Annotated in this window: 1 protein-coding gene; it reads right to left on the reverse strand. The window is 39.7% G+C overall.

Going from position 1 to position 627, the window contains the following annotated elements; translation table 11 throughout:
- A partial coding sequence (locus H5119_RS20025) for an IS982 family transposase (protein WP_182703486.1) occupies positions 1–627 on the reverse strand: 627 nt, incomplete at both ends.

Below are 627 nucleotides of genomic sequence, written 5' to 3' on the forward strand. Positions count from 1 at the left end.
TTTAAAGCAATAAGCCACCAATCCAGCCACTAAATTCAACATAAAGCCGTTCATACTCCGATGTCTCGAATGTTCAATGAAGGATATATTCTTGAGTTGGTCATTAATTGTTTCGATTATAAAACGCTTTGAAAGCATCGCTCTATCCCATAATGACATCGCTTTTGCCTTCATATTTTTGCGAACCGTCGTAATGAGCTTTACCCCTTTATCGAGCAAATCCGCTTCTAAAGCCTTACTTAAATATCCTTTGTCACCGTATAATTTATCCGTCAGGCAGCTCGCTAATTCGCGGACTGGTTGAGTATCATGTACATTTCCTGTTGTCACTTTCGCAGCAACAATTTCACCATGATGATTAACGACTAAATGCAGCTTGAAGCCGTAAAACCATCCCATCGTTCCTTTACCTCGCTGGGCTATTCCATCAAAGGTCTTGTGTCTTGGAATACGAATGTTATGGCAGACCTTAATAGATGTAGAGTCAATGAATTCAACGCCTGTGGGTTTACCTTTAAGTGAAGTGAAATAGGCACACATTGGCACAATTACTCTCGGCATAACGGCTAGAAATCGTGTGTAACTGAGTAAGTTAGGAAATTCACTTTTGTACATAAGTGATACATA

The organism is Pseudoalteromonas sp. SG45-5, from assembly GCF_014164085.1.
Lineage (GTDB): Bacteria > Pseudomonadota > Gammaproteobacteria > Enterobacterales > Alteromonadaceae > Pseudoalteromonas > Pseudoalteromonas aliena.